18 protein-coding genes are annotated in these 23,259 nt (G+C 62.6%); 10 read left to right on the top strand and 8 right to left on the bottom strand.

Annotated features, from left to right (window positions below):
* Positions 1–173: 173 nt before the first annotated feature.
* Genes ABGT79_RS03865 through ABGT79_RS03850 form a run of 4 tightly spaced genes read right to left on the bottom strand, consistent with a single transcriptional unit; the run spans position 174 to position 4,352 of the window.
* A complete protein-coding gene (locus tag ABGT79_RS03865) occupies positions 174–569 on the bottom strand; it encodes a DUF6672 family protein (protein ID WP_294485355.1) in 396 nt (131 codons plus the stop codon).
* Entirely contained in the window at positions 566–1,678 is a 1,113-nt protein-coding gene (locus tag ABGT79_RS03860; protein WP_294485353.1) for an ABC transporter permease, read from the bottom strand. Before ABGT79_RS03860 ends, ABGT79_RS03865 begins: the two co-directional genes overlap by 4 nt.
* On the bottom strand, positions 1,675–2,718 hold the full coding sequence (locus ABGT79_RS03855) for an ABC transporter permease subunit (RefSeq protein WP_346665088.1): 1,044 nt from the start codon (positions 2,716–2,718) through the stop codon (positions 1,675–1,677). The genes ABGT79_RS03860 and ABGT79_RS03855 overlap by 4 nt, the downstream gene beginning before the upstream one ends.
* Positions 2,715–4,352: a sugar ABC transporter ATP-binding protein gene (locus ABGT79_RS03850; protein ID WP_346665087.1), complete on the bottom strand. Its 1,638-nt coding sequence runs from the start codon at positions 4,350–4,352 to the stop codon at positions 2,715–2,717. The genes ABGT79_RS03855 and ABGT79_RS03850 overlap by 4 nt, the downstream gene beginning before the upstream one ends.
* Positions 4,353–4,432: 80 nt before the next feature.
* Between ABGT79_RS03850 and ABGT79_RS03845 the strand changes: the two genes are divergently transcribed.
* Entirely contained in the window at positions 4,433–4,645 is a 213-nt protein-coding gene (locus tag ABGT79_RS03845) for a hypothetical protein (RefSeq protein WP_346665086.1), read from the top strand.
* Here the strand turns inward: ABGT79_RS03845 and ABGT79_RS03840 are convergent.
* The 3 genes from ABGT79_RS03840 to ABGT79_RS03830 form a co-directional block, all read right to left on the bottom strand.
* Positions 4,638–5,852, bottom strand: coding sequence for a DUF3798 domain-containing protein (locus tag ABGT79_RS03840; protein ID WP_294485348.1), 1,215 nt, complete (start codon positions 5,850–5,852; stop codon positions 4,638–4,640). The genes ABGT79_RS03845 and ABGT79_RS03840 overlap by 8 nt on opposite strands.
* A 483-nt stretch (positions 5,853–6,335) precedes the next feature.
* A complete protein-coding gene (ilvA, locus tag ABGT79_RS03835; protein ID WP_346665085.1) occupies positions 6,336–7,877 on the bottom strand; it encodes a threonine ammonia-lyase, biosynthetic in 1,542 nt (513 codons plus the stop codon).
* 37 nt (positions 7,878–7,914) lie between these two features.
* Positions 7,915–8,988 carry a tRNA(5-methylaminomethyl-2-thiouridylate) methyltransferase gene (locus ABGT79_RS03830; protein ID WP_346665084.1) on the bottom strand — a complete coding sequence of 358 codons (1,074 nt, stop codon included), beginning with the start codon at positions 8,986–8,988 and terminating at the stop codon, positions 7,915–7,917.
* Positions 8,989–9,181: 193 nt separating this feature from the next.
* Here ABGT79_RS03830 and recA point away from each other — a divergent pair, with 193 nt between their 5' ends.
* The 3 genes from recA to mutM all read left to right on the top strand — a co-directional run bounded on the left by recA (position 9,182) and on the right by mutM (position 14,312).
* Positions 9,182–10,276 (top strand): recombinase RecA, encoded by a 1,095-nt coding sequence (gene recA, locus ABGT79_RS03825; RefSeq protein WP_294485343.1) that lies wholly within the window; start codon positions 9,182–9,184, stop codon positions 10,274–10,276.
* Positions 10,277–10,509: 233 nt separating this feature from the next.
* Positions 10,510–13,164: an alanine--tRNA ligase gene (alaS, locus tag ABGT79_RS03820; protein WP_346665083.1), complete on the top strand. Its 2,655-nt coding sequence runs from the start codon at positions 10,510–10,512 to the stop codon at positions 13,162–13,164.
* A gap of 194 nt (positions 13,165–13,358) precedes the next feature.
* A complete protein-coding gene (mutM, locus tag ABGT79_RS03815) occupies positions 13,359–14,312 on the top strand; it encodes a bifunctional DNA-formamidopyrimidine glycosylase/DNA-(apurinic or apyrimidinic site) lyase (protein WP_346665082.1) in 954 nt (317 codons plus the stop codon).
* A gap of 174 nt (positions 14,313–14,486) precedes the next feature.
* Here the strand turns inward: mutM and ABGT79_RS03810 are convergent, their stop codons facing one another.
* Entirely contained in the window at positions 14,487–14,825 is a 339-nt protein-coding gene (locus ABGT79_RS03810) for a hypothetical protein (RefSeq protein WP_346665081.1), read from the bottom strand.
* Between the two features lie 238 nt (positions 14,826–15,063).
* Here ABGT79_RS03810 and ABGT79_RS03805 point away from each other — a divergent pair, with 238 nt between their 5' ends.
* The 6 genes from ABGT79_RS03805 to ABGT79_RS03780 all read left to right on the top strand — a co-directional run bounded on the left by ABGT79_RS03805 (position 15,064) and on the right by ABGT79_RS03780 (position 23,172).
* Positions 15,064–16,338 carry an IMP cyclohydrolase gene (locus tag ABGT79_RS03805; protein ID WP_294485334.1) on the top strand — a complete coding sequence of 425 codons (1,275 nt, stop codon included), beginning with the start codon at positions 15,064–15,066 and terminating at the stop codon, positions 16,336–16,338.
* Between the two features lie 250 nt (positions 16,339–16,588).
* A complete protein-coding gene (locus tag ABGT79_RS03800; RefSeq protein WP_346665080.1) occupies positions 16,589–18,685 on the top strand; it encodes a ribonuclease catalytic domain-containing protein in 2,097 nt (698 codons plus the stop codon).
* Positions 18,686–18,762: 77 nt separating this feature from the next.
* Complete coding sequence (locus ABGT79_RS03795) at positions 18,763–19,854, top strand: M23 family metallopeptidase (RefSeq protein ID WP_346665079.1); 1,092 nt, start codon at positions 18,763–18,765, stop codon at positions 19,852–19,854.
* A 684-nt stretch (positions 19,855–20,538) separates the two neighbouring features.
* The gene (locus ABGT79_RS03790) at positions 20,539–20,841 is read left to right on the top strand and encodes an urease subunit gamma (RefSeq protein WP_346665078.1); all 303 of its coding nucleotides are present in this window, start codon (positions 20,539–20,541) and stop codon (positions 20,839–20,841) included.
* Between the two features lie 77 nt (positions 20,842–20,918).
* Entirely contained in the window at positions 20,919–21,311 is a 393-nt protein-coding gene (locus ABGT79_RS03785) for an urease subunit beta (protein ID WP_346665077.1), read from the top strand.
* Between the two features lie 142 nt (positions 21,312–21,453).
* A complete protein-coding gene (locus ABGT79_RS03780) occupies positions 21,454–23,172 on the top strand; it encodes an urease subunit alpha (RefSeq protein ID WP_294485324.1) in 1,719 nt (572 codons plus the stop codon).
* Positions 23,173–23,259 lie beyond the last annotated feature (87 nt).

The raw sequence follows: 23,259 nt of genomic DNA, 5'->3' as shown, positions 1-23,259 counted from the left end.
GCGAAGCCCCTCAGCGGCAAGAGCGGGCAGGAAAAGTCGCCCGGTGCGCGGGCTGTGCTCCCTGATTCTCGGCGCAGTGCGGCAGCTCTGGCATCGCCGTGCGCGGGGCGCAAAAAAAACGCGGCGTTCCTTTTGGGGAAGCGCCGCGTTTCTGCTTTGCCGTCGGCGAAGCGTTATTTGGCCCGCAGCCAGAATTCGGCCACGTTCACGTCCAGATCGTCGTCGAGATCCGCCACGCTGAACTTGAGGGTGCGGCTTTCGATGGGCTTGTCGTTTTCGTCCAGGAGCTTGATGACCATGGTGTGCTGTCGTCCCGTGGCTTCGCCGGTGCCGCTGTCGTCTTCCAGCAGGAACACGGGCTCCTTGTCGTCGATGAACACTTCCACGGCTTCCAGCGCCGGATGTTCCTGGCCGTCCTGACCGGTGAAGGCGTAGTTGCCGAGCGAAAGCTTGTAGGTCTTGCCCTGCACGTAGCACCACGCGCCGAGACCGATGAGCAGCAGAACAAGCACGCAGTTGACGAGAACATGCTTGAGAATGACGCGTCTGCGGTTGGGGAGCTCTCTCATGCGGCACCTCCGGATTCGCCGCGCAGGGCGGCGCGGGCGCGTTCCTTGTCGGCATGGCGACGCCAGGCGTGCAGCACCAGGGCGAGGGAAATGATGGCGTAGCACACGAACACGCGGAAGTATTCGCCGATCTGCGCGTCGCCCACCAGATACTTGCCCGCCATGGGCGACACCACGAACATGAGGTGGAAGAGCAGCACGCCCGTGAACACGTTGACGATGGACGCGCGCGCCACGGTGGCTCCGCCCACGAGCAGGGAGGCGATGGCGAACACGCCGGCCTGTTCGTGACTGTTGTAGGTGTTCAGAGTTCCCACGTTCTGCAGGAAGATGATCTGACCGTAGGCGGCGAGCACGGTGGAGATGACGATGGAAATGATGCGGGTGCGCATGACCGGAATGCCTGCGGCGTGGGCCACGGAAAGATCCTGACCTGTGGCGCGCATGTCCTGTCCGAGCTTGGTGCGGCGGAACCACACGATGAACAGGCAGAACACGGCGATGAGCAGGAACGTGGCGAGCGGCACGTGTATGCCCATGATGTCGAGCTCGATGGCGTTGTCGAGCGAGCCGCGGATGTTGTCGAGATTGGTCACGTTGCGGATGCCGTAGCCGCGGGAGAGCACGAGTTCGGGGTTCAGGATGGGCACGAGGCTGCCGAATCCGTAGAGCACCGCGAGCTGATACACGCCGTTCATGAAGAAGCCGAGAATGTACGAGGTGACCATTTCGCGGCCGCGGGCCTTGTTGAGCACCACGCCGCACATCCAGCCGAAGAGGATGGCGAGCGGGGTGGCGATGAGGGCGGCGAGGGTCATGCCGTACAGGCCGGAGACGTTCCAGTCGCTGATGAAGATGAGTCCTATCTGACCGGCCATGGCGCCGAGCACCATGCCGAAGTTGAGGCCCATGCCCGCCATGATGGGAATGAGCAGCGAGAGCACGAGGAAGGAGTTTCTGGCGAGTCTGGTGAGCATTTCCTGAATCAGGTACTCGGCCGTGAACTGGGAATAGTAGATGCCGATGGCGCTCACCAGCAGAAAGACGATGGGCACGGCGTTGCGCATGCAGAAGAGTGTGACGGCATTGCCGCCGGACGAGCTTTTCATGATCTTACCTTTGTCACACGGGTCAGGGCGTAGAGAATCATGCCGTTGGACACGATGATGCGGATGACTTCGGACATGTCGGTCTGCAGCATGCTGTTGATGACCGAAGGAGTCATGGTCAGTATGCCCTGGAAGAGGAACGTGCCCACGATAACGTTGATGATGGAGGCCTTTTTCACGGAAGCGCCTCCGATGAGCAGGGCGGCCACGGCCGGGAAGGCCATCATGAACGGGCCCATGTAGAGCTGAATGAAGCCGAAGCTCTGCTCATAGACGATGATGCCGAGCGCGCCGAGCCAGGTGGAGAGAATGACCGAAAGGGTGCGCATGCGGTTGATGTTCACGCCGCTTGCGCGGGCGTAGTCGGGGTTGGAGCCCACGGTGGTCATGGCCGTGCCGGTGCGGGTGCGCATGAAGATCCACATGAGGCCGCACAGCAGCAGGAAGAACAGGAACATGCCGGTGGGGAAGTAGAAGGATTCGCCGATGTTGAAGGCGGCGATGTCGCTGATGGCGCGCTGCCAGAACTCTTCCACCGACACGGTGGTGCGCAGGCCCACGCCCGCGTAGCCCCACACCATGTTCGAGCTGGAATAGGGCAGCACGAGCCACATGATGCACATGAACGCCACGGAGGAGAAGCCCACGTAGGTGGCGATCATCATTTCTTCGCCCTTGACCTTGTTGAGCAGCAGTCCGTATCCCCAGCCGAGAATCACGGCGATGGGCGTGGCGATGGCCATGGCCGCGAACACGCCGGGAATGCCTCTGGCTTCGAGTTCCACGCTGGTGACCGCGCCGAGCAGCCCGGCGATGATGCCGAGCGGCAGGCCGAAGTTGAGTCCGCAGCCGGACTGCACCATGGGCACCATGGCGAGCACGAGCACGCCGTTCATGCCGAAGCGCACGAGCGTGTCGCTGAGGGCGGCGTCCACGGGCACGCCCACGAAGGGAGCCACCAGAAACAGGATTGCCAGAAACACCGCAATGAGAATGCGGGGCCATCCGGCTTCTTCGATGAATTTCTTGATGCGGTTCATGCGCTTGCCGCCTCCGTACCGTTGGAATTGTCTGTGGCGGCCTTTTCGGCCTCGGCGGAGCCTGCGCCCATGAGCAGATAGCCGAAGGCTTCGGAAGGCGTGCTCGCAGGCAGAATGCCCGCCACGGCTCCCTTGTCGATGATGGCGATGCGGTCGCAGACGGAACGCAGTTCCTCAAGTTCGGAGGAAACGACCACCACGGTCATGCCGTGTTCGCGGTTGTAGCGTTTCAGGGTGTCGAGCACCACTTTTTTCGCGCCCACGTCGATGCCGCGGGTGGGCTCGGCCACGAAGAGCAGCTTTGGTCTGATTTCAAAGGCCTTGGCGAGGCACACCTTCTGCTGATTGCCGCCGGAAAGTTCCTGCACGAGCTGCTTTTCGCCGGTGCATTTGATTTCCAGATCGCGGATGTATTTGCGGGCGCATTCGGCAATGGCCTGTTCGTCGCGAATCTTCAGCGGGCCGAAGTTCTTGAGAAAGCGTTTCTGCGTCTGGAGCGAGGTGAAGATGATGTTCCAGGCAATGGATTCCTCAAGCAGAAGGCCGACGCCGCGCCGATCTTCGGACACGGCGGAAATGCCCATGGAAAGCGGCGAGACGGGATTGTTGAGCTCCACGTTTTTGCCGTGAAAGGTGACCTTTCCTCCTGCGGGATGCAGGCCCATGATGCCGTTGGCGATGCCGAGCTTGCCCTGACCGGCCATGCCGCCGATGCCGAGAATTTCGCCCTCAAACACGGTGAGGTTCACGTCGCGCACGGTTTCGCCGGGCATGTCCACCCAGAGGTGTTCAATGTCCATGACGACCTTGCCGGAGAGCTCCCGCGCTTCCTCGACGCCTTCGGAGCGGTCGATTTTGCGTCCCACCATGGCGCTTGCTATCTGACGCACGCTGGTTTCGGCGGGCGTGGTCTGGAGCACCACCTCGCCGTCGCGCAGAATGACGATGTCGTCGCACACGCTCATGACTTCCTGGAGGCGGTGTGAGATGAAGATGATGGAAATGCCCTGCGCGGCCAGACGGCGCATGGAGTCGAGCAGAATGTCGGCTTCGCTTTCGGTGAGCACGGCGGTGGGTTCGTCGAGCACGAGCAGGCGGGTGCCCTTTTTGTCGATCTCGCGGGCGATTTCCGTGAACTGTTTGTAGCCCACGGGCAGTTCGGAAATGGGGGTGGAGCTGTCGAGCTCGATGTTGAGTCTGGCGATGGCGTCGTCAGCGCGGCGCGTCATGGACGCGCGGTCGAGGGTGGTGAGACGGTCGCCGAAGGCTTCCACCAGCGGATTGTACACCAGCGTTTCGCGGTTGAGCACGATGTTTTCCGCCACGGTGAACCCGGGAATGAGGGAGAATTCCTGATGCACCATGCCGATGCCGGCATTGAGCGCGTCCATGGGACTGCGGAAGTTCACTTCCTTTCCGTCTATCAGAATTTTTCCTTCATAGCCGCCGGTTTCCTGAATGACGCGCATGCCGAAAAGGATGTTCATCAGGGTGGACTTGCCCGCCCCGTTTTCTCCGACAAGGCCGAGGATGCGTCCTTTGCCGAGGGTGAAGTTGACGTTTTTGAGCACCCGGTTGGAAAAGTACGCCTTGCCGACGCCTTCTACGCGGAGCAATGGTTCTTCTGCGCCCATAGGACCTCTTTTGCTAAGGATGTGTCTCCCGCCGACGTTGTGGATCGGGAAAAAGGAGAAAGATGGGGGAGACGTGATGGATGGCGCGTTTCAGAAAAAACGCAGAGAAGAGCTTAGCACAAAAAAATAAAAACGGCAAAAGCCTTTCCCCTGCCCGGGCGGAAGGCATGATGAAATCTTGTAACGCATTGAATGAGTTACGTTTTACACGAGCGCAATTCGAGCGCAAAAGCAGTGGAACGAACGATACAAAAAGGGAAGGCCGAAGCCTTCCCCTGCGAAGCGTTACTTGATCTTCTTGTACTTGTCGGGCACGGGCACTTCGGTCATGTGCATGTAGCCCTTGCCGAAGATGTACAGGTCTTCAAAGACCAGCACATGGTTCTTCTTTTCCTTGCCGGTGGCCACGTCCATGTAGTAGCCGCCGCTCCAGGTGGAGCCGGGGGTGGCGGCGTTGTAGGCTTCAAACACGTCTTCCTTCTTGAAGTGACGGCGGAAGCTGCGGCCGCCGGTCACGCCTTCCTTGGCGTACTTGATGGCGAGTTCGCCGAGACCGAGGGAGTTGGTGAAGCCGTAGGAGTAGGTCCAGGTGCCCATGCGGCCGGCGGCGCCCTTGGCGATGACGGTGTCTTCCACGCGCTTCAGGATGGCGGGGAAGTTGCCGGACACGTCGGCAAGATCAATGCCGAGCGCGCCGGGATAGCCCATGAGGGGAGAGGGCAGGTCGGCTTCGATGAAGTAGCCGCCCTTGTCTTCGGTGAGGCGCTTGAGCAGAGGCTCGGTGTGGGCGTCGTTGGTGCAGAAGAAGGCGGTCTTGGGGCCGAGCTTGTCGAGCCACTGGGGAACCTGTTCGAGAATGTACTGCTGGGCGCCGGCCACGCCGACGTCGGAGGTGGGATCGGGAGCGCTCATGAAGTGGAAGTTCACGCCGAGGTCCTTGCAGGCGACTTCCATGATGTTGCGGCGGCGGGAGAGCAGCTCGTAGCTCATGTGACGGGGGAAGGAAATGTGGACGAAATCGGTTACGCCGAGCTTCTTGGCGGCGGCGATGATGAGATAGCCGCGGGAAATGTTGTCGGCGTTGATGGCGAGGTCGGCGGCGCTTTCGATGACGTTCGGATCTTCATGGGCCTCGCCCACGAGGAGCATGATGTCGGGACGCTTTTCGCGGATGCGCTGGAAGGCGGCGGTGGTGCCGGGAATGCCCTGATTGACGATGACGGCCTTCATGTCGGGATCGTCGGCAAAGGAAACGATCTGCGAAATGGTGGTTTCCATTTCAGTCATGAAGTTGTCGGGGTAGGTGATGTGCTTGATCATGCCGCCGTTGGCGACGTCTCCATACTTTTTAATGAGTGCTTCGGCTCCGCGCAGGTCGTCTTCCGACTGGGAAACCGTGCCCGTGCAGATGCCGATGTGAATTTTGGCAGGCTCCGCGGCGGAAGCCTGTGTGGCGAAGGCCATCAGTCCCAGACACATGGCTGCGAGAAAACGTTTCACCTTTCATTCCCTCCTTGAGAAATAGGCGACCGGTCTTTTAGACCAATTATGTTCCAGCTTATACCCATATCGCGGAAGATGTCAAAAAGGAAAAAAACAAGGCGGAACCGTGAACCGCGGCGCAGGGAATTTTGAATTTTCGATGGCGTCCGGCGGGCGGGAACGCCGCGGAGCGTCCGGCGCGGCGGATGAGAAAAGGCGTTGCAGGGCAGCCTTGGAAGACGAGGATGCTCGGAAGATGGGGGCTCAGTCGTGAAGCGGGAAGGAGAGGCGGGGGAAAATAGGCGGGGGAGAGAAGAGAGCGGAGACGGGAAGAGGAAGCTTGAAGGCGGTGGAAGAAACGTGAAGCGCGCCGCGCGGGCGGGAGGCCGCCACGCCGCGGGGAAGCCTTCCTCGTGCCGCTCGTCATGCCGGGTAAAAAAGGCGGCCCGCGCAGGCGACGGACGCGGAGATCGTCCGGGGAGCGCGGGCCGCCGGAAGGGGTTAGTCAAGCGGCGAGAGGAACTTCTTGCACGCTTCGTTGTCGGTTTCGTCCCACCAGGCGAAGCCGAGCTTGTCGAGATTGGCGTAGAACTCGTCGCACTGTTCGGGCGCGACCTCGAAGCCGCAGGCCACGCGGCCGTATTCCGCGCCGTGGTTGCGGTAGTGGAACATGGTCACGTTGAAGTTCGTGCCGAGCGTTTCCAGGAACTGCAGGAGCGCGCCCGTGCGTTCCGGGAACTGGAAGCTCAGGATGTGCTCGTTCTTCACGATGCTGGGAGCGCGGCCGCCGATCATGTAGCGCACGTGGCTCTTGGCGAAGGTGTTTCTGGTCATGTTGGTCACGTTGTAGCCGGCCTCGCGCAGACCGGTGATGATGCGTTCAAGCTCGTCCATGCCTTCGGTGAGGCGCAGCGAGGTGAATATTTCGGCCTGCGAGGGATCGGAGAAGCGGTAGTTGAATTCCGTGACCATGCGGTTGCCGAGCTTGCGGCACAGATCGAGGAATGCGCCCTTTCTTTCGGGAATGGTGACGGAAATGATGCCTTCGCGCTGTTCGCCCACTTCGCAGCGTTCGGAAACGAAGCGCAGGGTGTGGAAGTTCATGTTCGCGCCCGAGAGAACGGCGGCCATGCGCGCGTCCCTGATGTCGTGGCTTGCGGCGTACTTCTTGAGACCGGCCAGCGAGAGAGCGCCGGAAGGTTCGGCAATGGCGCGGGTGTCGTCGAAGATGTCCTTGAGCGCGGCGCAGATTTCGTCGTTGGAGCAGGTGATGATTTCGTCGAGGTTCTCGCGCAGCACGCGGAAGGTTTCGTCGCCGATGCGCTTCACGGCCACGCCGTCGGCAAACAGGGAAACACGGTCGAGGGTGACGGGCTCGCCCGCCTCCCACGCGGCCTTGAGGCAGGCGGAGCCCTTGGCTTCCACGCCGATGACCTTCACCTGCGGCAGAATCTGCTTGATGTACACGGCGATGCCCGCGGCGAGTCCGCCGCCGCCCACCTGAACGAACACGTGCGTGAGACGGCTGTCCTGTTCCAGCAGTTCGCGGGCGATGGTGCCCTGACCGGCAATGACGTCGGAATCGTCGTAGGGGGGAATGAGGGTGAGGCCCTCTTCTTTGGCGAGGCGCATGGATTCGGCGTAGGCCTCGTCGAAGCTGTTGCCGAAGAGCACTACGTTGCCGCCGAAGCGGCGCACGGCGTCCACCTTGATGTCGGGCGTGGTCTTGGGCATGACGATGGTGGCCTTCACGCCGAGTCTGGCGCCGGAGAGGGCGCAGCCCTGCGCGTGGTTGCCCGCGGACGCGGCAATGATGCCGCGCTTTTTGGCTTCTTCGGGGAGTCTGGCTATTTTATTGTAGGCCCCGCGCAGCTTGAACGAATGCACGGGCTGAAGATCTTCGCGCTTGAGGCTCACGCGGCAGCCCACGCGCTCCGAAAGCTTTTCCATGTATTCGAGCGGGGTCACGCGGGCCACGTCGTACACGGGGGAAAGAAGTATTTTGCGCAGGTATTCTGCAGGGGTGGGATGTTCTGTGGACATCGGGGCGTTCTCCTGTGCACGTCTTGCGGCGTGCCGTTTATTTTCCGGCGTTCTGTTCGCAGGATTTTCCGGGCTTGCGCAGGGCGTGCAACTCGTCGCGTGCGTCTTCCCAGGTGGGTTCATGGAACACGGTTTCCCGGCGGGGCGTGACTTCCACCATATGCGTCTGACCGTTCACTGTCACGCGCACGCTGATGCGCTGCCCTTCCTCGCTCGCGCGGCAGGCCCGCGGCGAATAGGAGGCCACGAGCGCGGCGGCTTCGCGCAGGGAGTCTTCGTCCCAGGGGCGGCTGCGGCGGCCGAGGGCGATGGGGCCGGGGAAGCCCGCCACCTTGAAGTGAACGTCGCCTTCGCGGAGGAGTCCGGCATAGGCTTCGTTGTCGAACTTGTGGCGGCCTATGGTGAGCCAGCAGTCGTCGTGCCAGAACTGGCGGCCCACGTCGGCAAGCCGAAAGTCGTTCACGTCGGGGCTGGCGAGGCGGGAGAGCACGGGCCAGAAGCGGCGGGTGTTTTCCTTTTCCGTGAGCTTGCAGCCGCCTCCGGGCGTGGGAATTTCGGTGATGTGGAACTGTTCGGCAAGGGCGAGCTGTTCCTTGCGGCCGCGCCCGTTCATGCCGAGCAGGCGGGAGCGGTCGATGAGGCCCGATTCCTCGGGAGCCGTGGGGTCAAGCAGCCTGGCAGAGAGCGGACGCACGAGAATGTCGCGCACGTCTGCGTCGCGGCGGATGACGTTGAGCGTGTCGCGTCGCTGCGACATGGGGCGCTGTCCCAGCACTTCGCCGGAAACGATGAACGTTGCGCCGTATTCGGCCATGCGTTCCCTGGCGAGGCGCATCATGAGAATCTTGCAGTCCACGCAGGGATTCATGGCGCTGCCGAAGCCGTGTTCCGGGCCGCGGCGGAGCATGTCCACAAACGGCGCGGAAGCGTCGATGGCGTCGATGTCGAGTCCGTAGATCTCCTGCCAGTGTTCCACGCGGCCGGGATGGCCGAAAAAGGGCGAATAGAAGTGCAGGCACTTGATGGTCCTGCCTTGTTCCATGAGCAGCCGGGCGGCGAGAATACTGTCCAGTCCCCCGGAAAAAAGAGCTATGCCGTCATAATTTTTCATGACTCTTTAGATAGATGGTATGCGGCGCGCTGGCAAGTGTTTCTCTTGCCCCCCGCCCGCCCTTTTGCTAATGTTCCTGTCTTGAGGCGTTTCCCCCAGGGGAAAGGCCGCTTCCGCACGACGGCGCTTCTGCTCGAAAGGGCAGGGCTTCGTTTCGTGCGGCAATACGCTCTTACTTCAGGAGATGTCATCCATGGCGAAAAAGCCTCTTGTTTCCGCGGAAGATGCCCGCCGCGAAGCGCTCAAGACAGCCCTCAGCACCATCGAAAGAAAGTATGGTCAGGGCGCGGTCATGAAGCTGTCCGACGGGGCGCACGTGCATGTGCCGGTCATTCCCACCGGTTCCCTCGGCCTCGATCTGGCGCTGGGCATCGGCGGCGTGCCGCGCGGCCGCGTGACCGAAATCTACGGCCCCGAATCTTCGGGCAAGACGACGCTCACGCTGCACATCATTGCGGAATGCCAGAAGCTGGGCGGCGTGGCCGCCTTCATCGACGCGGAACACGCCCTGGATGTTTCCTATGCCGCGAGACTCGGCGTCAAGACCGACGAGCTGCTCATTTCCCAGCCCGATCACGGCGAGCAGGCCCTCGACATCGCCGACATGCTGGTGCGCTCCGGCGCGGTGGACATCGTGGTCATCGACTCCGTGGCCGCCCTCATTCCGCAGGCCGAACTCGACGGCGCCATGGGCGAAACCCAAGTGGGCAGTCAGGCGCGCCTCATGTCGCACGCCATGAGAAAGCTCACCGGCACCATTCACAAGTCGCGCACCTGCGTGATCTTCATCAACCAGATACGCATGAAGATCGGTCAGATGGGCTACGGCAGCCCCGAAACCACCACCGGCGGCAACGCGCTCAAGTTCTACAGCTCCGTGCGCATGGACATCCGCCGCGTGCAGACCCTGAAGGATCGCGACGAGGCCTACGGTTCCCTCACCCGCGTGAAGGTGGTGAAGAACAAGATGGCTCCGCCCTTCCGCGAAGCCAAGTTCGACATCATCTGGGGCACGGGCATTTCCCGCGCGGGCGAAATTCTCGACATGGCCGTGGACGCGGGCATTGTGGACAAGAGCGGCGCGTGGTACGCCTACGGCGACGAAAAGCTTGGCCAGGGCCGCGAACGCGTGCGCGACATGCTCAACGAGAACATCGCCCTGCGCGATGAAATCGAGGCCAAGGTCAAGGAGCATCTCGGCATGAACGCCGACGGCGTTCCCGCAGCCGCGCCCGTGGAGAGCGAAGGCCTTCCCGGCGACGAGGACAGCTACGACGAAAGCTACTAGCCATGTTTCGCCGGACGCTCCGCCGAAAGCGGGGCGCTCCGGCGTTGTTTTCCGGCAGAGCCTTTCAGCGCGATGAGCCTGAAAAGCCGCTCCTGCGCGGAAGACGGGGCGGGGAAAATTTTCCCGGGGAATGTTTTCCGGCCCGTTCATCACGAAAACTTGCGGGGGAAGAGCGCTCTTCCCCCGTCTTTATGAGAATGAGAGGTCACGGTATGGCTCAATCGGAAGAACATATGCTCACTGCCAAGGAAATACGTCGAAAGTTTTTGGACTTTTTTGCAAAGAACGGACATGCCATAGTGCCTTCTTCGTCCCTTGTGCCCAAGGACGACCCCACGCTGCTCTTCACCAACGCCGGCATGGTGCAGTTCAAGAAGCTCTATCTCGGTCAGGAACGCCGTTCCTACCGCTGCGCCGCCACCTCGCAGAAGTGCCTGCGCGTTTCCGGCAAGCACAACGACCTTGAAAACGTGGGCCGCACCGCCCGCCATCACACCTTCTTCGAGATGCTGGGCAACTTCTCCTTCGCCTACTACTTCAAGCGCGAAGCCATCACCTTCGCGTGGAAGTTCGTGACCGAGGAACTGCATCTGCCCGCCGAAAAGCTCTACGTCACCGTGTACGAAAACGACGACGAAGCCTACAACCTGTGGCAGGAAATTGCGGGCATGCCCGCCGATCACATCACCCGCATGGGCGAGAAGGACAACTTCTGGACCATGGGCGACACCGGTCCCTGCGGCCCCTGCTCGGAAATCTACATCGATCAGGGCGAGGACATGTCCTGCGGTCCCAACTGCGGCATCGGCAAGTGCGACTGCGACCGCTTCCTTGAAATCTGGAACCTCGTGTTCACGCAGTACGATCAGAAGGAACCCGGCGTGCGCGTGCCGCTGGAACATCCCAACATCGATACCGGCATGGGCCTCGAACGCATCGCCGCCGTGTGCCAGGGCAAGCGCTCCAACTTCGACTGCGACCTCTTCCAGGACATCATTCAGTACGCGGCTTCCATCGCCGGCGTGAAGTACAGCTTCTCCGCGCCCGACACCAACGACGTGGACACCGCGCTGCGCGTCATCGCCGACCACAGCCGCGCCGCCGCCTTCATGATCGCCGACGGCATTCTGCCTTCCAACGAAGGCCGCGGCTACGTGCTGCGCCGTCTCATCCGCCGCGCGCTGCGCTTCGGCACGCTCATGGGTCTGCACGAGGCATTCCTCTACAAGACCGTGGGCAAGGTGGTGGAAGTCATGGGCGACGACTATCCCGAACTTCGCGAGCACGCCGACTTCATTTCCCGCGTGGTGTTCGAGGAAGAAAACCGCTTCCGCGTGACCCTCGACAAGGGCCTCGCCCTGCTCGACAGCGAACTTGAAGCGCTCTCCGCGGCCGGCAAGACCGTGATTCCCGGCGACGTGGCCTTCCGCCTGAACGACACCTACGGTTTCCCGCTCGACATTGTGTCCGACGTGGCCTACAAGCGCGGCTTCACCGTGGACGAGGAAGGCTTTGCCGAAAAGATGCAGGAACAGCGCGCCCGCGCCCGCGCGGCGTGGAAGGGTTCCGGCGAAAAGGACCTGGCGGCCCGTTTCCGCGGTCTGCTTGAGGAAGGCATGCAGTCGGAATTCGTGGGCTACGACACGCTGAAGACGAAGAGCCGCATCGTGGCGCTTCTCGACGAAGACGCCCTGCCCGTGGAAAAGCTGGAAACCGGCGCCAAGGGCTACGTGGTGACCGGTCATACGCCGTTCTACGGCGCGTCCGGCGGCCAGAGCGGCGACACCGGCGCCCTGACCACGGAAGAGGGCAAGGCCCGCGTGACCGATACGCTCAAGCCCATGCCCACCCTGACCGTGGAACAGATTGAAGTGACCGAAGGCGTCATTCGCTCCGAGCAGGAAGTGGATATGGAAGTGACCGAAGGCGACCGCATCGCCGCGGCGCGCAACCATTCCTGCACGCATCTGCTTCAGGCGGCCCTGCGCAAGGTGCTGGGCAGCCATGTGCATCAGGCGGGCTCTTCCGTGGGCCCCGACCATCTGCGTTTCGACTTCACGCACATCGCCGCCATGACCGACGAGGAAATCGCCGCCGTGGAACGCGAAGTGAACGCCATGATCATGGCCGACTACCCCGTGACCACCCGCGAGATGGATCACGACGAAGCCGTGAAGTCCGGCGCCATGGCGCTGTTCAATGAAAAGTACGGCGACAAGGTGCGCGTGGTCAGCATGGGAGCCGAAGGCGCCGAGCCCTGCTCCATGGAACTTTGCGGCGGCACGCATCTTTCCCGCACCGGTCAGGCGGGCTGCTTCGTCATTCTTTCCGAAGGCGGCGTGGCCGCCGGCGTGCGTCGCATCGAAGCGGCCACCGGCTGGAACGCCTACAACATCATGAACGAGCGCCGCAGCGAACTCAACGCCCTCGGCGCGCTGCTCAAGGTGCGCTCTTCCGATCTCGCCTCCCGCGTGGAAGCCATGCAGAAGGAAATCAAGACCCTGCGCAAGGAACTCGACAAGGCGCAGGCCGCGAGCCGCGGCGACGTGATGTCCGCCGTGGAAGAGCTTGCCGGCGTGAAGGTGCTGGCCGTGAAGGCCGGTGCCGTGAACGTGAAGGCGCTGCGCGAAATGATGGACGACGTGCGCTCCAAGATGCCTTCCGGCGTGGCCTGCCTCGTGTCGGAAGACAACGGCAAGGCGCAGATGATTCTCTACGTGTCCAAGGACCTGCACGACCGCTTCACCGCGCCCGCGCTCATCCGCGACGTGGCCGCGGCCATCGGCGGTTCCGGCGGCGGCCGTCCCGACCAGGCGCAGGCGGGCGGCAGCAATCCTGAAGGCATCGACGAAGCCTTCAGGATTCTGAAGCAGAAGATCGCCGGTTAGTTTGTGTTGACGGAAGGGAAGGGGGATGCTCCTTCCCTTCTTTTTTCGCTCTGCGGCAGGTTCCGGCAACATGGTCGGAGCTTCGGCGGACGCGGGCGTTTGCGCATGTCGCGCTGGGTTCGCGACTCACATCGTCTGTTCGGCGTCGGGGCCTGCCGGGCGGAGCGCGGATGAATCATGGTCAGGAGAGGAACATGCCGGAACTGCCCGAAGTGGAAACCGTGGCGCGCACGCTTGCGCCGCAGGTGTGCGGACGGCGCATTGCGGCCGTGGACGTGCTGAACGCCGGAACGTGGCAGGGAGAGGCGGACGCGGAGCGCGTGGCGGCCGGGCGATTTGTGGCGACGGGAACGGGAAGGCGCGGCAAGCTGTTGCTGCTTTATCTTTCCCGCGAGGCGGACGTGCTGCCTGCCTCGTGCCCGGAGACGGAGATTCCCGCGCCGGAGAGCGCGTCGTGCTGGCCGCTCTGCTACACGGCCCGCGGAGCGGAGCGCGGCCGTCCTTCGCTGGACGGAAGGGAGCCGGGCGACATAACGGCGCTGGCCTTTCATCTGCGCATGACGGGCAGGCTCTTCGTCTATCCTGCCGGAACGCCGCCGGAAAAGCACACAAGGGTGATATTCACGCTGGACGACGGCAGGCTTCTCTTTTTTGACGACACGCGCAAGTTCGGTCAGGTGCGGGCGCTCTCGCCCCGCGAGATGGAACGCTGGTCCTTCTGGCGGGAGCTCGGGCCGGAGCCTCTGGAAATGTCGGACGAAGCCTTTGCCGAACGCTTTTCTTCCGGGCGGGCGGTGAAGGCGCTCCTGCTCGATCAGTCCGTGGTGGCGGGCGTGGGCAACATCTATGCCGACGAGAGTCTCTTTCGCGCAGGCATTCGGCCGGACGCGCCGGGAAAGTCGCTTTCGCCGGAACGGCTGGCGCGTCTGCACCGGGCGCTTGTGGAGGTGCTGCTCGAATCCATCCGCGACTGCGGCAGCTCCATTCGGGACTACCGCACGGCCCGCGGCGACGTGGGCGCGTTTCAGAACCGTTTTCGCGTGTACGGCAGAGCGGGGGAGAAGTGCGTTTCCTGCGGACGGGCTCTGGCGTCGGGGCGCGTGGCGGGAAGAATGTCCGTGTGGTGCCCAAGGTGTCAGAAGCGCTGAGCGGCGCTCGGCAAAAGAGACCGGCGGCCAGGCTCAGAGGCAGGACTCAGGGCCTGGCGCAGAATGTGCGGCGCAGCGCCGGCCACGCAGGTCAGAGAGCTGCGATTTCGGGCGCAGGGCGGGAAAAGCGACGGCGGACGCGGGCGCAGGCTCGGCCGCCAGGCTGCCGAAAGATCAGGAAAGCGGATGGAACTGATGCACCGTGGCCTTCTGCACGGGCTTTTCCTCCGGCTTTTTCTTGGGAGTCCTGCGCCGCCAGGGGCGCATGTCCTCGATGCGGGGCTTCTCGACTTCGGCCTTCTTGAGAGCCTCCCGCTCTTCCCATTTCACGTTGAACAGCTGATTCTTGCCGCGCACGGCCTGAATGAGGGAAAGCACGATGACGGCTTCTTCCCATTCGCGGGAAGCGTCGAAGTCCTGAACGCGCTGCATGTACTTGTTCCACAGCGCCATGAGGGAAGCCTCATCCATGGCGTTGAGCTGGCGGGCCATTTTGAGCAGCATTTTTTCCATTGTTGTCCTCGCGGTTGAACTGGTCTTGCTTATACCCTGCAAGCGCGGCGCGGGCAAATGAATTCTGACGGCCCGCGCGCCGCCCCCCTGCCGGAGGGGCAATTTGCCCGCACTCGATTTTTATGATAAAAACGTAAACTCCCCAAGGAACGACGCCGCAAGGCGCGTTTCCGCGCTGCGCGGATGAGAACCGCAAGGCGCGTTCTTCCAACATCTTTATCGCCGAGGCGGAGTTGACATGAGCGATCTGAAAGATATGTACCGCACCATTGTGGCGGACGGGTTCCCCGACACCATGACCATCACGCTGGGAGACAGCGTGCTCACCTATCGCAAGCGCACCTGGGAAATGGGCGGCGAAGTGCGCGGACTGCGTTATGGCGAAAACCCCGATCAGCCCGCTGCGCTCTATGAATTCGTGGAAGGCGAAAACAAAGTGGCCGATCTCAAGTGGCGCGCTCCCCATCAGGGCATTGTTTCCGCGCTCACCGAAGAGCAGATGGTGCAGTCCGGCAAGCATCCGGGCAAGACCAATCTCACCGACGTGGACAACGCCTGCAACATTCTTCAGTATCTCACGAAGAAGCCCGCAGCCGCCATTTTGAAGCACAACAATCCCTGCGGCGCGGCCTGGGCCGACACCCTCTTCGACGCGCTGAACAACGCCTTCTGGTGCGACCGCATTGCCGCTTTCGGCGGCGCGGTGGTGGTGAACCGTCCGCTCGACATGAAGTGCGCCGAACTCATCGCCTCCCAGTATTTTGAAGTGGTGGCCGCGCCCGCCTTTGAAGAAGGCGTGGTGGACGTGCTCAAGGGCCGCAAGAATCTGCGCATCTTCGAGCTGCCCGGCCTTGCGCATCTCGACGAGCTGCGCGGCATTCCCATGCTCGACTTCAAGAGCCTCACCGACGGCGGCATCGTGATGCAGAAGTCCTTCGTCAACCGCATCAGCAGCGTGGACGACTTCATGCCCGCCACCGGCACGAAGAAGGACGGCACCGTGTTCACGGCCCGCAAGCCCACGGAACAGGAAGCAGAAGACCTGCTCTTTGCCTGGGCCGTGGAATCGGGCGTGACCTCCAACTCCGTGATCTTTGCGCGCAACGGCGCCACGGTGGCCATCGGCACCGGCGAACAGGATCGCGTGGGCTGTGCGGAACTCGCCATTCACAAGGCCTACACCAAGCATGCCGACGTGCTTTCCTTCAAGCGCACCGGTCTTTCCCTGTACGAGCTTCAGCAGAAGGCCCTTTCCGACGCCGAAGCCGCGGCCACGCTTGAAGAGATCAACCGCGAGACCCGGGAAAGCAAGGGCGGCCTCATCGGTTCCGTGGTGGTGTCCGACGGTTTCTTCCCCTTCCGTGACGGCGTGGACGTCGTCATGGCGCAGGGCGTGACGGCCATTGCCCAGCCCGGCGGCTCCATACGCGACTGGGAAGTGGTGCAGGCCTGCAACGAGCACGAACCGCAGGTGGCCATGGTGTTCACCGGCCAGCGCTCCTTCAAGCACTGATGAATCATAATGCCGGGGAGGCGCGAGCTTTCCCGGCATTGTCATGGATGCCTCTCTTCACGCGCCCTTCTGCGACCGGGGAAGCGTGACCTCTGTTTTCATCCGTGGCGGGCCGCAGCAGGAATTTTTCGGAGCCCCGTCGAGAGCGGGAAGACCTCCGTTTTCGACTTTCTCCGTGCAGGACGCGCGCAGCGCGCAAGATTTGTCCGCCGGGGCGGTCTGACCATTTTTGCCTTTCAGGACTGGAGACATGGCATCGCATATTGTGCAGAATCCCTCTGCGGGCTGTATTGTGGAATTCATGCAGGGAAACGAACCCCAGATAGCGTGGGTGATGGAGGAACAGAAGGGCAAACTCCGTCTTTTCCTGCCCAACAGGCGTGAGACCACGCTTTCTCCGTCGCGCATTCTGCCCTGGGCCGGCCCGTCGTATCCTTCCCAGCAGAGCAAGGACGACGTGGTGGACATTCTGAACAGGCACAGGGAGCGCCGGGAGCGTCTCGCTTCCGAAGTCGCGCCCGTGGAACTGTGGGAAATGGCGCAGGGCGAAATGGACAAGGCGCCTGCCGAATGGTTTGCGGAGCTCGGCTACACGAATCCCGACGCCGACGCCGTGGCGGCCTGCGGACGGGCGCTTCTGCAGTGCAAGACGCATTTTCGCTTCCAGCCGCCGGAATTTGAAATTTACGATGCGGCCACGGTGGAATCCCGCCGTCAGGCCGAAGAGGCCGCGCGCGTGCGCGAAGCCATGGTGTGCGGCGGCGCGGACTGGTTCCGCCGTCTGTGGGAGGCTCGCATCGGCCGTCATCCCGCGCCCGATCTTTCCACCGCGCCGGACGAGGCTGTGCGCCACCGTCTGGAGCGCATGCTCCGCGCCCGCATGATCGATCCCGAAACCGTGGAGGACGAAGCGCTGTGGAAGCAGGTGTCCAAGGGCCTGCCCGACGATCCGCACCTGGCGCTGCTGCTGGCCATGACCTGGGGCCTTGTGCCGGAACACTACAACTTCTGGCTCGACCGCGCGGACTATGCGGCGGGCACGGCCTGGGAAGAGCCCTTTGCCGGAGAGACGCAGGCGCTCATCGACGCCGTGACCAGGGGCGACGACATGCCCCCGGCCGAAGATTCGGTCTTCATAAGCATCGACAGCGCCACCACCCGCGACATCGACGACGCCTTCCGCATCTTTGCGGCAGAGGACGGCGGCTGGGACGTGGAAGTGGCGCTGGCCTGTCCCGCCTGGTTCTGGGATTTCGACAGCCCGCTCGGCAAGGCCGTCTTTCATCGTGCGACAAGCATTTATCTGCCGGAAGGCAACTGCCACATGATGCCCGAAGCTCTCGGCGAGGGCGCGTTCAGCCTGTTTGAAGGGGAGGCGCGTCCCGCGCTCGTGGTGGGCGCTCACGTGTCGCCGGGCGGCGCGCTCGGCGAAGGTTCGTTTCGCTTCTCCACGATAAAAATTGCAAAAAATCTCAATTATCCCGACTGCGAGGCCGTGCTTGACGGCGAAGACAACGCCGCCGCGCCCTTTGCGGAGCAGCTTCGTCTCGCCTCGGCCATGAGCGACGTGAGACTGGCGTACCGCGTGGACCACGGAGCGGTCATCATCGAGCGCCCGGAAATCGACTTCACGCTGGAGGGCGAGGGCGCCGACGTGCAGGTGAAGCTCAAGCAGACGCCCGCCGCGCCGAGGGCGCAGCTTCTGGTGGCGGAACTCATGGTGGTGGCCAACGCCGCGCTTGCCGAGTGGGCCGTGAAGAACGACGTGCCGCTTCTTTTCCGCACGCAGGACGTGGCCGTGCCCAGAGAATACGCCGGAGTGTGGAAGAGCGCTCCCGACATCGCCCGCGTGGTGCGCATTCTGGTGGCGGCCTCTCTCGATGTTTCGCCGCGTCCGCACGCGGGCATGGGGCTTTCGGCCTACAGTCCCGTGACGTCGCCTCTGCGCCGCTTCACCGATCTCGTGAACGAAGCGCAGCTTCTGAGCGTGGTGACCCGCGGCGAGGCGCGCTGGTCCCGCGAGGAGCTTTCCGACATGCTCATGCATCTTTCCATCCGGCTTGAGGCGGCGGGACAGGTGCAGCGCTTCCGTCCGCGCTACTGGAAGTATCTCTACATTCAGCAGCAGGCCCGCCTGCACGGCGACGAATGCTGCTGGAAGGCGGAAGTCGCCGAGGAAAACGACATGTGGGTCAGCGTGAGCCTGCCGGAAATTCAGCTCGGTCTGCGCGGCAAGCGTTCGCTGTTCGGCGAGAAGGTGTTTCCCGGTCAGCAGCTTCATGTGCGCCTTGGCAAGGTGAATCCGCTGCGCAATGAGGCCGTCATTCTCGACGTGCGCGAATATTGAGCCGGTTGCGCCCCGCAATACTCTGAGGTATGATAAAAAAACAGAGACTCTCTTTCCGGATCTTCCAAGGAGAAGGCATGTCGTCAGCCCGAACGGTTGCTTCCCTTGTCTCATGCTGCGCGCTTCTGGCCTTTGTCGGCTTTTCGCAGACGGCCTGCGCGCCCAGACAGAACACGACGCTGCCGGCCCCTCAGGCCGCGCAGAATGACGCAGGCGCCGGGGATCTCGATTCTCAGCTTGCCATAGATCATGAACTTTTTCTGGCCGCCACCTCGCCGGGAACGCTGGTGGAAAGTGATTCGCTCAGCGTTTCGGAGCTGGCGGAACATCGCGCCATGTACGGCGATTCCCTGGAGCTGAGCTCCGATTTGTCGTCGCTTCAGCTTCCCGGAGGCATGCTTCAGCTTGAAAGGGGCGGAAACGTATCCGGCCCCGTGAGCCGCGGTCCCGCGCCGGGAAGCGCCGAGGCCCGTCGGCTGGCCGAAAGAAACACCAGAGAAGCGCTCTGTTCCGCCGGAGAAACGGTGTGCATTACCTCTCCCTACGGAGTGCGCCGCTCTTCCCGCCGCTCGCACAAGGGCATCGACATCCGCGCGCCTCTGGGCTCGCCCATCATGGCGTTCCGCAGCGGCATGGTGCGCTGCGCCGAATATCACAGCAGCTACGGCTACATGGTGGAAATTCAGCAGGACGACGGCATCGTCGCGCGCTACGCGCACATGAGTCAGATGCTCGTCCGCAAGGGAGACAGAGTGGAGCCCGGCCTCATGATAGGCCGCGTGGGCTCCACCGGGCGTTCCACCGGGCCGCACCTGCACTTTGAACTCATTCACGACAACAGGCAGATGAATCCCATGACGTATCTGCCCACGCCCAAGCAGGTGGTCGTCAAGGGCACGGAGGCCGATGCCGCCGCCGCCAGAAAGGCGCTGGCCAAATCCGGCCATTCCAAGTCCAAGCTGAAGAAGGCCTCGTCCAGAAGTTCCAAAAAGGTGACCTCGACCAAGAAAAGCTCTTCCAAGAAGTCGGTGAAGTCGTCGAAAAAGACGTCGAGCCGGAAGACGGCGGTCAAGAAGACAAGTTCCTCCAAGAAGGTCGCGGCAAAGAAGACGAGTTCCAAAACGACGACGAAGTCGAGCTCTTCGAGCAGAAGTTCCTCGAAGAAGTGACGGCGTCTGAAAGATGCTTTGAAGACGGCGCGGGGGCGCGCGGGGCTGCGGCTCCGGTAGCCTCCGCGTCGTTTTTTCCTGGTTGAACACGGGTTGCATGACGTTGTTCCGATGGAGCGCAGGGAAGGAACGCTTTGCGCGGCTCGCCGACAACGGGCGTTGCCGACGGCGGAGTTTCCGGCGGGGCTGCGGGAACGGAGCATTCCTCCGAGTCCTCTCCGAGGAAGCTGTCCCGGGCGCTCGACCGAAGACGTGTTTTTCCGATGCACTGACTTTCGAAGAACGCAGATTTCCGGTCGGCTGCTCCGTCAGCGAATCCTGTTCCCGGAGCAGGGCCGGCGAACATCCGCAGCGTCGGCGCAAGCGCCTCCGCGCCGAACGCGGCAGGCCTGCAGGAACCATGTCAGGGAACGGCCGATGCCGTTCCTTTTTCATTTAAACGCTCTCCGTCGAAACAGATGCGCCCCGGTCTCGCCGGGGCTTTTGTTGTTTAATCGGTCGGCACGGCCGTTTTTCCGGCAGGGGAGGGCGTGCGCGTCCTCGCTTCGTCCGGCCTCTTCAAGTCGTCTCCGCTTTTTCTCATGGTGCGACAGATTATTACAATATCCCTCTCACGGGCCCGACGGTAGGTTGGATCTGAAAACGATATGACGTCGTTTTCCATCTCTATCACAAGGAGGTCCCATGCACCTTACCCCGCGAGAAATCGAGAAACTCATGGTGCTGTCCATGGCTGAAGTGGCGCAGCGCCGCAGGGAAAAAGGGCTGAAGCTCAATCATCCCGAAGCCGTGGCCGTCATCACCGCCACGGCGCTTGAGGGCGCAAGAGCCGGAAAGACCGTGGAAGAAGTGATGAACGACGCCCGCAAGGCGCTCACCCGCGACGAGGTCATGGAAGGCGTGCCCGAAATGATTCCCTTCGTTCAGCTGGAAGCCGTGTTCACGGACGGCAGTCGTCTGGTCACGGTACACGATCCCATAAGCTGAGCCGTCGTTTCCACGTCAGCGTTTCTCCCATCTCACGCCGAGGCCGCAGGTCCCGGCACAACACAGGCAGGCAGCATATGGCAGATTCGCCCAAGGCTCCCGTCGGCGGATGCATTTTCGCCGCCGACCCCATCACGTTCAACGAGTCCCGGCCTTCCATCACCCTCAAGGTGCGCAATACCGGCGACCGTCCCATTCAGGTTGGTTCCCATTTTCACTTCTTCGAGGTCAACCGCGCGCTGGAATTCGATCGCGCCGCCGCCTACGGCATGCGCCTGAACATTCCTTCCACCACGGCCATCCGCTTTGAACCCGGCGACGAAAAAACGGTGTCCCTCGTGCCCTACGACGGACTTTCCAGCGTGTACGGATTCAACAACCTCGTGGACGCCTGGACCGGAGACGCGCACGCAAGAGCCGTCAAGATCGACAGGGCCATAGCCCTCGGCTTCAAAAGCGCGAAGCTCTGAGATGCAGAAATATCCGGGCGTCCGCCCCGCCGGGCTCCCTCCCGGGAACGCGTCGCTTCACGCATTGCGGTGCGAAAACGCGTCCGGCTCCCGGCGACGTCATCTTTTCCGCATGACCATGCTCTAACCCAAGGACTGCGACATGCCCCAGATTTCAAGACAGGAATATTCCAGCCTGTACGGCCCCACCGTGGGCGACAAGATCAGGCTCGGAGACACGGATCTCTATGTGGAAATTGAAAAAGACCTGCGCGGCTACGGCGACGAGGTCATTTACGGCGGCGGCAAGACGCTGCGCGCAGGCGAGGGCGGCGACTCCCGCTCCGTGCGCGACAACGGCGTGCTTGACCTCGTCATCACCAACGCAACCATCATCGATGCCGTGCAGGGCGTCATCAAGGCCGACGTGGGCATCCGCGACGGCCGCATCGTGGGCATAGGCAAGGCAGGCAATCCCGCCGTCATGGACAACGTGGATCCGCATCTCGTGGTGGGCAACGCCACCGACGCCATTTCCGGAGAGCATCTCATCCTCACCGCCGGCGGCATCGACGCCCATGTGCATCTCGTGTGCCCGCAGCAGGCACAGACCGCCATTTCCAACGGCATCACCACCTTCTTCGGCGGCGGCATCGGCCCCTCCGACGGCACCAACGGCACCACCATCACGCCCGGCGCGTGGAACATTCACCGCATCATGGAAGCCGCCGAAGCCCTGCCCGTGAACCTCGGCATTCTCGGCAAGGGCCACGCCTACAACGAAGAGCCCCTGCGCGAGCAGATCGAAGCCGGCGCCTGCGGCTTCAAGATCCACGAGGACTGGGGCGCCATGCCCGCCATCATCCGCGCGGCGCTTTCCGTGGCCGACAAGATGGATGTGCAGGTCTCCATCCACACCGACACCCTGAACGAAGCCGGTTACGTGGAAGACACCATCGCCGCCATGGAAGGCCGGGTAATCCACACCTTCCACACCGAAGGCGCGGGCGGCGGTCACGCGCCGGACATCATCCGCGTGGCCGGGCAGCCCAACGTGCTGCCGAGCTCCACCAACCCCACGCTGCCTTTCGGCGTCAACTCGCAGGCCGAGCTCTTCGACATGATCATGGTCTGCCACAACCTCAATCACAACGTGCCCTCCGACGTTTCCTTCGCGGAGAGCCGCGTGCGTCCGGAAACCATCGCCGCCGAAAACGTGCTGCACGACATGGGCGCGATTTCCTGCATCGCGAGCGACTCCCAGGCCATGGGCCGCGTGGGCGAAAACTGGATACGCGCCATCCAGACGGCCAGCGCCATGAAGGCCGCCCGCGGCAAGCTCCCCGAAGACTCCGCGGACAACGACAACTTCCGCGTGCTGCGCTACGTGGCCAAGGTGACCATCAATCCGGCCATCATTCAGGGCGTCTCCCACCTCATCGGCTCCGTGGAAACCGGCAAGGTGGCCGATCTCGTGCTCTGGCAGCCGGCCTTCTTCGGCGCCAAGCCCTACATGGTCATCAAGGGCGGGGCCATTGCCTGGTCCGCCATGGGCGATCCCAACGCCTCGCTGCCTACGCCGCAGCCGGTCATCTACCGGCCCATGTTCGGCTCGCTCGGGCGCTGCCTCCAGTCCACGCGCTACACCTTCACCTCGCAGGCCGCCATGGATCGCGGCATCGGCGAGCAGCTCGGGCTGAAGAGTCATCTTGCCGCCGTCCACGGCATTCGCAGCCTCACCAAACAGTGCATGGTGCGAAACAATCTTACGCCTCACATCGAGGTCAATCCCGAAACCTTCGCCGTCATGGTGGATGGAAAGCACGTCACCGTGCCGCCCGTCCAGAACGCGAGCCTCGCGCAGCTGTACTTCTTCAGCTGACGCATCTGCAAACGGCAGGCCTCGGCAAAAAGCGCATCCGGGCGCGGCCGGGACCTGTTGATTCACGGCAGAGCGGCCTTTCGTAAA

Source organism: uncultured Mailhella sp., from assembly GCF_963931295.1.
Taxonomy (GTDB): Bacteria; Desulfobacterota; Desulfovibrionia; order Desulfovibrionales; family Desulfovibrionaceae; genus Mailhella.
The sequence above is the reverse complement of the archived record's forward strand: the minus strand, read 5'-3'. Positions and strand labels throughout refer to the sequence as shown.

Excerpts from the sequence above, each read along its gene's own strand:
- ABGT79_RS03865 (WP_294485355.1), bottom strand. The coding sequence starts at position 569 with ATGAGAGAGCTCCCCAACCGCAGACGCGTCATTCTCAAGCATGTTCTC.
- ABGT79_RS03860 (WP_294485353.1), bottom strand. The coding sequence starts at position 1,678 with ATGAAAAGCTCGTCCGGCGGCAATGCCGTCACACTCTTCTGCATGCGC.
- ABGT79_RS03855 (WP_346665088.1), bottom strand. The coding sequence starts at position 2,718 with ATGAACCGCATCAAGAAATTCATCGAAGAAGCCGGATGGCCCCGCATT.
- ABGT79_RS03850 (WP_346665087.1), bottom strand. The coding sequence starts at position 4,352 with ATGGGCGCAGAAGAACCATTGCTCCGCGTAGAAGGCGTCGGCAAGGCG.
- ABGT79_RS03845 (WP_346665086.1), top strand. The coding sequence starts at position 4,433 with ATGGCGCGTTTCAGAAAAAACGCAGAGAAGAGCTTAGCACAAAAAAAT.
- ilvA (WP_346665085.1), bottom strand. The coding sequence starts at position 7,877 with ATGTCCACAGAACATCCCACCCCTGCAGAATACCTGCGCAAAATACTT.
- ABGT79_RS03830 (WP_346665084.1), bottom strand. The coding sequence starts at position 8,988 with ATGAAAAATTATGACGGCATAGCTCTTTTTTCCGGGGGACTGGACAGT.
- recA (WP_294485343.1), top strand. The coding sequence starts at position 9,182 with ATGGCGAAAAAGCCTCTTGTTTCCGCGGAAGATGCCCGCCGCGAAGCG.
- alaS (WP_346665083.1), top strand. The coding sequence starts at position 10,510 with ATGCTCACTGCCAAGGAAATACGTCGAAAGTTTTTGGACTTTTTTGCA.
- mutM (WP_346665082.1), top strand. The coding sequence starts at position 13,359 with ATGCCGGAACTGCCCGAAGTGGAAACCGTGGCGCGCACGCTTGCGCCG.
- ABGT79_RS03810 (WP_346665081.1), bottom strand. The coding sequence starts at position 14,825 with ATGGAAAAAATGCTGCTCAAAATGGCCCGCCAGCTCAACGCCATGGAT.
- ABGT79_RS03805 (WP_294485334.1), top strand. The coding sequence starts at position 15,064 with ATGAGCGATCTGAAAGATATGTACCGCACCATTGTGGCGGACGGGTTC.
- ABGT79_RS03800 (WP_346665080.1), top strand. The coding sequence starts at position 16,589 with ATGGCATCGCATATTGTGCAGAATCCCTCTGCGGGCTGTATTGTGGAA.
- ABGT79_RS03795 (WP_346665079.1), top strand. The coding sequence starts at position 18,763 with ATGTCGTCAGCCCGAACGGTTGCTTCCCTTGTCTCATGCTGCGCGCTT.
- ABGT79_RS03790 (WP_346665078.1), top strand. The coding sequence starts at position 20,539 with ATGCACCTTACCCCGCGAGAAATCGAGAAACTCATGGTGCTGTCCATG.
- ABGT79_RS03785 (WP_346665077.1), top strand. The coding sequence starts at position 20,919 with ATGGCAGATTCGCCCAAGGCTCCCGTCGGCGGATGCATTTTCGCCGCC.
- ABGT79_RS03780 (WP_294485324.1), top strand. The coding sequence starts at position 21,454 with ATGCCCCAGATTTCAAGACAGGAATATTCCAGCCTGTACGGCCCCACC.